The sequence below is a fragment of the Streptomyces sp. NPDC048417 genome, assembly GCF_040651615.1.
Classification (GTDB): domain Bacteria; phylum Actinomycetota; class Actinomycetes; order Streptomycetales; family Streptomycetaceae; genus Streptomyces.
In genome coordinates this window covers 1-7,548 of the sequence record NZ_JBEZKI010000077.1, presented here as the reverse complement: position 1 = coordinate 7,548, position 7,548 = coordinate 1, and the positions used below count along the sequence as shown (strand labels likewise).

Below are 7,548 nucleotides of genomic sequence, written 5' to 3'. Positions count from 1 at the left end.
ACCGGCACCTGCACCACCTGCCACCGCTCCCTGCCCAGAACATCCGCCACCAGCCCAAACCCAAGAGCCAGAGCAACCTAACGGAGCCCTACTAGATGCCTGCCGATTGAAGAACTGGAACGTGCCCGCCTGTGGGCACATCGGATATCCCGGCGAAGACGCCGCCAAGTTCGTCGCGGACCAGCCTCTTCGAGGGGAGAACCTTAACCCGACAATTCCGTCCGCGATTGGGGTCACCCCGAACCCGCTCACCTAGTGTCCTGAGTCGTTAGTTCGCTTGCGGTTGTAGAGTGGGGCGGTGCCTGGTCCGAAGCCGTTGCCGCTGGAGTTGTCCGATCACGAACACTGGGTGCTGCGGGGCTGGTTGCGCAAGCAGACCGCCTCTCAGGCGCTGGTGCTGCGGTCGAGAATCGTGCTGGCGTGCACGGAGGGCCTCTCGAACGCGCGGGTCGCGGATGACCTGGGCGTCTCACGGGAGACGGTGCGTAAGTGGCGGTCCCGGTTCGTGGCGGACCGGCTGGAGGGCCTAGTGGACCGGCCACGTTCGGGGGCGCCACGGAAGATCACGGACGAGCAGGTCGAGGCCCTGGTCGCCAGGACGCTCGGCCAGACGCCGCCGACGGGTGATTCGCACTGGTCGACGCGTTCGATGGCCGAGGCGGCGGGCATGTCGCAGTCGGCCGTCTCCCGGATCTGGCGGGCGTTCGCCCTCAAGCCGCACATCGTGGAGACGTGGAAGCTGTCGACCGACCCGCAGTTCGTGACCAAGGTCCGCGACTTGGTAGGCATTTACTTGTCGCCACCGGAGAACGCCCTGGTCCTGGCGGTGGACGAGAAGTCACAGATACAGGCGCTGGACCGGACCCAGCCCGTGCTCCCGATGGCGCCGGCCACACCGGCAAGGATGACGCACGACTACGTCCGGCACGGCACGACCAGCCTGTTCGCCGCCCTGGACATCGCCTCCGGCTCGGTCATCGCCCAGCACTACCGCCGCCACCGCCACCAGGAATTCCTCCGCTTCCTGAAGGTCATCGACGCCGCCGTCCCCCAGCACCTCGAACTCCACCTGGTCCTGGACAACTACGCCACCCACAAGACCGAGCCGGTCAAGAAGTGGCTTCTCCGGCATCCCCGCTTCCATCTGCACTTCACTCCCACCTCGGCGTCCTGGCTCAACCTCGTCGAGCGCTGGTTCGCCGAGCTGACCTGCCGCAAACTCCGCCGCTCGGCCCACCGCAGTGTCGTCGAACTGGAACGGGACATCCGCGGCTGGATCAACGAGTGGAACAAGAACCCCAGGCCGTTCGTCTGGACGAAGACCGCCGACGACATCCTCGACACCCTCGCCGCGTACTGCACACGAATTAACAACTCAGGACAAAAATCCTAGACAAGGGTGTACCTGTTGAACGATGTTCCAGATCTTGGGCCCATGCCCCAGCGGGTCACCATCAGTGCCGAACAGGCAGGGCGGCTCGTGGCCGAACAGTTCCCACAATGGGCCGCACTACCTGTGACTGCTGTGGAGAACGGCGGCTGGGACAACCGGACCTTCCACTTGGGCGACAACATGTTGCTCCGCCTGCCCAGCGCGGAGGAGTACGCCTTGGCCGTGGAGAAGGAGCACCGTTGGCTACCCGAGCTGGCACCCGCTCTCCCGCTGCCGATCCCGGTACCGCTGGCGAAGGGGAGTCGTGGTGCGACCTACCCGTTCGCGTGGTCGGTCTACGGGTGGATCGACGGCACGCCCGCGACGTTCGAGTCCGTTGTCGATCCGATCCGCTTCGCCGAGGAGCTGGCCAACTTCGTCGCCGCGTTGCAGAGCATCGATGCCTCGGAGGGGCCACAGCCTGGCAAGCACAACTGGTTTCGTGGAGCAACGCTGCGGACCTACGAGGAGCAGGCGCTCGGTGCGCTGGACGAGCTGCGCGGCCACATCGACGTCGCGCTGGCACGCGAGTTGTGGGCTCAGGCGCTCGAGGCGCAGTGGGACGGGGTCGACGTCTGGTTCCACGGCGACCTTGCCCAGGGAAACCTGCTCCTTGAGGACGGACAGCTCGCCGCCGTCGTTGACTTCGGTACGTGTGGCGTGGGGGACCCCGCTTGCGACCTCGCGATCGCGTGGAACTTGCTTTCGGCCGACGGCCGCAGCTTGTTCCGGAAGCGGCTGGGCGTCGACGATGCGACGTGGGCGCGCGGACGCGGCTGGGCGCTGTGGAAGACGCTCGTCTCGTGCGCCAACAGCCTGGGCGAGGACGGCGCTGACGCCCGTAACGCGCGACGCGTGCTCTCAGAGATCCTCGCTGATCGAGGCTGAGGGGTCATAGGGGCGCGTGGACCCGCCGGGGCCACCGCCTGAGAGGCGGTCTGCCTGTGCAACCAGCCCCGCAGCACCCGGTGTTCGTGATCGGACAACTCCAGCGGCAACGGCTTCGGACCAGGCACCGCCCCACTCTACAACCGCAAGCGAACTAACGACTCAGGACACTAGTGGATGAGAGTCGGGCAGTCGACCAGCGCTCGTCCGCGCTTTGTAAAGAAGCCATGACGAGCGCCACTGCCTCAAGGCCCCGCCCGAGGCGCGGGATAGGACCCTGTCCGAGACATACGTGAGGGCCGGGGGGTCGATCCCTCCGGCCCGGCGTACAGACGCCGGTTTTCGTTCCAATGTTCCAGTACGGACCCCCTGCTCGGCGAGGCGGGGTGGAACGGCGATTCTGGCGTGATCAGGCAGCTGACCTGCCCAGTCTGCGGCCAGCTCACATTTGCGGGCGGGGGCCGACGATGCGACACGCTGTATTGCTCTGGGCGGTGCCGATCGAGAGCGTGGCGCCGTCGGGCGGCCCGGGCAGCGGAGCCCTCAGTGACGTCCAGCCGTCACTCGGCCGCTACCAAGGCGTATGACGGCTCTACGTCACGATCGACTCGGGGCGTCTGCGGGTGCTGTCCAATCTCGTGAACATCGCCCCCGGGCAAAAACGAGTGCCTCCCATCGAGCTGAACATCTGCTGTCGAAGCTCGTGGATAAAGCCATCGAGGGGATCAACGACCGTGTAGCCCAGGTACAGCGTGAGATACGAGATCCGGCTCGGCGTCAGTGGTTCGAGCACCACTACGGGCGAAAGCGCACTCCATGGTTGCGTCGTGAGAAGCATGGAGAAGTCCAACGGTGCGAGGAAGGGATGGAGAGCTATCCCTATCCGCCGTGGGAGTCACGAGAGATCAAGCCGTCCAAGAGCCACTATATGCGTGTGCTGTGCTGCGGTTACCAACAAGATCAGGCGCGCCCGGAGTTCATCACCCTAGCCGAAGCCGAGCGTGAAGACCTGCGACGTACGGCGTACGAGAAGGGGTGGTACCTCGGTGATCTGATCGGCGACCTGCTGGGTCGGGCGGTCGAGGAATGGCGCCAGTCTCGGCCAGGTGGCTTCGGTGAGGAGATGCCTGGCGATGCGAACCGCAACAACTGCGCTCGCTGACCCTCGACCATAGCTCAGGCCGCATTGCGAGCCCTCCTGGGCTGATGAGGATGGGACGAGGATCAGCTCGTGGTAAACACCCCGTCGTTGCGAGCCCTTCTGGGCCGATGCCTACCGGGCGTGATGTTCTCACCGGCGATCCGGTCTGCGTGTTGTGAACCCTTCTGGGTTGATGACGACTGGAGACTCAACGTCGTCGAGACGACCGCGATGGCGTTGCGAACCCTACTGGGCTAATGACGACGCACTTGGTTGTGCTCGGCGGCCGTCAGGGGCGCTGATTGCGAACCCTTTTGGGCTGATGACGACAGACCACGCGCACGGCGAGGTGACGATCACCTTATAAGTTGCGAACCCTTCTGGGCTCGTGACAAACCCTCCTGGGCTGATGACGATCGCGGACCAGCTCCTTATCGACATCAACGATGATGGGTTGCGATCCCTCCTGGGCTGATGACTAACGCCACTCAGGCCACGGGCTGGTCCGTGCCCAATCTGTTGCGACCCCTCCTGGGCCAAGGTGGCGGGCGGGACATCATGCGGTTGCAATCCCTCTTGGGCTAACAATGACCACGCCGGGGACTCCGGTCGAGTATGACGTGTGGGAATTTTGAACCTTCTTGGGGTAATGACGACATGGGTTGGCCCCGCTATTCGAGCATACTATCCGCCACGTGTTGCAATCCCTCTTGGGCTGATGACGATATCTGTCGGATTGCTGCTGCCCGCACCGGGAAACAAGTTGCGAACCCTCTTGGGATGATGACAAGTCGGCTGCCGATATAACCCGAGGCAAGGACTACGTGTTGCGAACCCTTCCGGGCTTATGACGACGACCCGGTCACCGGCCATTGCGATGACGGACGCGATGTTGTGATCCCTTCTGGGCTGATGACGACGGCGCTTGCACGCATGCTGGGCGACACAAAGGCGATGTTGCGAACCCTTCTGGGCTTATGACGAGCCGCGATCCTGAAAACAGCACCGAGGCGCACCACATGTTGCGATCCCTCCTGCGCTCATGACATGCTGCCCACCCACCGGGTCGGCATGTACTGTGACACTTTGCGAACCTTGCTGGGCTGATGACGACATCAACGCGCGCGGCATCCCCGTTCTGCCGGTCGGGTTACGAGCCCTTTTGCGCTGATGACGGCCTATGGGCGTTTGCGACAGACGCCGCGACGGACGTATTGCGAACCCTTCTGGGCTGATGATGAATCGAGGCCCGCTGCGCTTCGAGGATGGCGTGGCGACGTTGTGATCCTTCAGGGCTGATGAGTGATGGCGTCGGGTCAGGCGGTTTCTGTGGGCCGGTAGGTGGTGCCGGGGTCTCTTACGGCTTTCAGCCCGTGTTCGCTGGTGTACTGGCCGTCGATGACGTGGACCTTGAGGTCTTTGTCGTAGTGGGCTCGTGGGGCGGTGCTGGCGGGGAGGGGGATGAGGTAGTCGTCGGCGAGGAGCCGGCCGGGGCGGCCGTCGGCTTGGTCGAGTGCGGCGGCATACGCGGTGCGGTCGTCGATGAGGATGGCTTCGGTTCCGTCGAAGAGTTCGTCGAATCGTTGGGCGAGGTCGGTGCGGTCGTCGTAGGGGTGGGTGAAGTTGAGGAACGTGGCTGCGAACTGATCCCGGTGGTGGAGGACTTCCTCCCGCCAGGTGGTGCCCCAGGGGGTGGCGTAGATGGTGTTGAGCCATTCGGTGATCTCGTTTTCGTCGATGGGTTGTGCGTCGTGGGCGGTGAGGATGCGCCAGGCGGCCTGGGTGGGGGCTTGGGGGTAGATGCCGTCGGCGAACCACTGCCCGAGGGCGTTGTTGCGCGGGCTGTACCGGGCTGAGTGCACGATCACGTCGGCTGGGGGTCTGGCGGCGATGCGGTTGGCCCGGCCGAAGCGTTGGGCGAGGGCTTCGAGGTCGGCGGCGGCGGTGAACAGCACGTCGAAGTCGACGTCCATGGAGACCTCGAGGACCTGCGTGGAGACGACCAGGCCAGGTAGCCGCCGGCCTGCGCGCGTGCGGTCGGTGCTGTACCGGGCGGTGATGTGCTGCTCGAGGCGGGCGCGGTCGCGGCGCTTGTAGCGGGAGTGCAGCATGGTCGCCGCCTCCGGCCCGTGCAGGGCGCGCGCCTTGGGGGCGAGCTGGTCGTAGAGCTGCTGGGCCTGGCGGATGTTGTTGGCGATGACCAGGACGGACTCGCCCCGATGCAGACGGTCGGTGATTTCGGTGACGGCGGCGGGGTCGGTGAGGTGGTGGGGGCGGGTGCGGATGCGGTGTCTTGCCGGTGGGTGGCTGTCGGCGTCGTCGGTGCGGGTGACGGTCTGGGTGAGGGTGTCGGTGATCAGGTCGGCGAGGGCGTCGGGCAGGGTCGCGGAGAGGATGGCGAAGCGGCCGCCGAGGTGTTCGAGCAGGCCCATCATGGCCAGGATGTAGCCGAGGCGTTTGGTGTCGTAGGCGTGCAGCTCGTCCATGATGAACACCGAGTTCGCCGCGTCCACGAGCAGTGAGGCGTGGGCGGGGCCGACGAGGGCGGCGCGCAGCAGCTGGTACGGGGTGGTGATCCTGACGGTTTCGGTGAACAGGCGGGTGGCGGCCTGCCGGGCAACGGCCTTGCGCGCGGCACTCACCCGCTTCTCGTCACCGTCCTCGGGGCAGGCGGCGTTTGCCAGGTGGTAGGCGGCCGCCCGACCGTGTGCCACACCGACCAGTTCCGGTGCTCCGAGTTCCCGGGCGGTGCGGTCGGCGTTGGCGTTGATCGACGCCAGGTAGGGCAGGGTGTAGAAGACGCGCGGCACCCCCTGACCGGCCGTCTGCATGGTGGCGGTCTGCCGGCAGGCCCACAGCCAGGAGGCCTCGGTCTTGCCGCTGCCGGTGCGCGAGCGCAGCAGCAGGTGGCCGTCGATTGCGGCGGCGCGCTGCTGGTGTGGGCGCAGGGTGTACCCTTTGGCCTTGATCGTGTTTTCCAGCCGGGCGGCGAAAGCCGGGCCCATGGGCTGCACGAGATGGGGCCGGGCATGGGCGGAGGACAGATGATCCGCCATCGTGACGGCGCCCTGCAGCAGCACCGCCACGAGGCCCTCATCCTTGTCGGTCCCGTATTCGAAGCGGTCCAGCAGCGCGCCGAGCTCCGTGTGTGCTTGGGCGATCCAGTCGCTGCCGGCCGGCAGCGACTTGACGGGCAGTCCGGCCACATCGGCGGTCTGGTACAGCCATGCGGCGAGCTCGTCGGCCATGGCTTGGTCGAGCGGCGCGAACCGGGTCCGCCACTCGGCAAGCGGCGCCGTGCCGTACAGGGCGGCAAGTGAGCGGGGGGAGTTCGTCAGCGGCCGGTGATGGGTGGCGATTCCGGCCGCCACCCAGGCGCGCAGCTCCGCATCCGCTATCAGGGGGGTGAAGGCCAAGGAGAGTACCTCGTGCCGTTCGCCCCAGACGGGGCCGCCGGTGAGCATCTGCTGGAAGCCGGGTGGGATCTTGCCCGCGTCGTGCAGCAGATCGGCCAGGCACACCGCGTCCCAGAATCCGGGCAGGATGCCGGCGGCCGTGGCTATCCGTCCGGTGCGCCGGGCCACCAGGTCGGCTGCTTCCAGGGCCGCGCGCAGGTGGGCGGTCAGCCGTTCGGGCCGCCGCCCGTACTGGGCGCTCTTGGCCAGGACCGCGTGCAGTACACACGCGTCTGCTGGAGCCGGCTGGTCTGCCGGCGCCCTTGTCGGCGGCTTAGACGGCGGTGGTGTGGGTGGCGCCATGTAGTGCTAGGCCTCCGCGGTGGCGGGATGCGTGGGCGGGAGCAGGCTGACCGCCTGCCCCGTGGGGGTGCGGTAGCTGCCGGGAACCGTGTTCGTCGTGGTGCCGCTGGGGTCGTGGCGGTAGGTGCCCCAGATGGTGCGGGTGCGGTCCAGGCGGATCGCGGTGGGCAGACGCAGCGCGGTACCGCCCAGGCCGGGTGCCTCCTCAACCACCGCACCGCGCTGCACCCCCTCCTCGCAGGTGAGTTCGGTGGTGTCCATGCGCAGGCCAGCGAGGTCCTGGCTGCGGCCCAGGCGGAGCGGCCAGGCTGGCCGGCGCAGGATGCCGC

The 7,548-nt window shown here is 66.6% G+C and carries 4 protein-coding genes and 1 pseudogene; 3 read left to right on the top strand and 2 right to left on the bottom strand.

Annotated elements, in window-relative coordinates:
- Positions 1-298 precede the first annotated feature (298 nt).
- From AB0D59_RS50975 to AB0D59_RS50965, 3 genes are all read left to right on the top strand, one after another.
- Positions 299-1,393, top strand: a complete 1,095-nt coding sequence (locus AB0D59_RS50975) for an IS630 family transposase (protein WP_362580025.1) — start codon at positions 299-301, stop codon at positions 1,391-1,393.
- 42 nt (positions 1,394-1,435) lie between these two features.
- Entirely contained in the window at positions 1,436-2,320 is an 885-nt protein-coding gene (locus AB0D59_RS50970; RefSeq protein WP_362580022.1) for an aminoglycoside phosphotransferase family protein, read from the top strand.
- Positions 2,321-3,185: 865 nt separating this feature from the next.
- Positions 3,186-3,482, top strand: a complete 297-nt coding sequence (locus AB0D59_RS50965) for a hypothetical protein (protein ID WP_362580019.1) — start codon at positions 3,186-3,188, stop codon at positions 3,480-3,482.
- Positions 3,483-4,777: 1,295 nt separating this feature from the next.
- Here the strand turns inward: AB0D59_RS50965 and cas3 are convergent.
- Together cas3 and AB0D59_RS50955 are read right to left on the bottom strand one after the other, a co-directional pair.
- The gene (gene cas3 / locus AB0D59_RS50960) at positions 4,778-7,219 is read right to left on the bottom strand and encodes a CRISPR-associated helicase Cas3' (RefSeq protein ID WP_362580017.1); all 2,442 of its coding nucleotides are present in this window, start codon (positions 7,217-7,219) and stop codon (positions 4,778-4,780) included.
- Positions 7,220-7,225: 6 nt separating this feature from the next.
- Positions 7,226-7,548, bottom strand: a pseudogene (locus tag AB0D59_RS50955) (hypothetical protein); the annotation flags it as partial.

Bases quoted from the DNA above. Each gene is read 5' to 3' on its own strand.
- AB0D59_RS50970 (WP_362580022.1), top strand. From the start codon at position 1,436: ATGCCCCAGCGGGTCACCATCAGTGCCGAACAGGCAGGGCGGCTCGTG.
- AB0D59_RS50965 (WP_362580019.1), top strand. From the start codon at position 3,186: ATGGAGAGCTATCCCTATCCGCCGTGGGAGTCACGAGAGATCAAGCCG.
- cas3 (WP_362580017.1), bottom strand. From the start codon at position 7,219: ATGGCGCCACCCACACCACCGCCGTCTAAGCCGCCGACAAGGGCGCCG.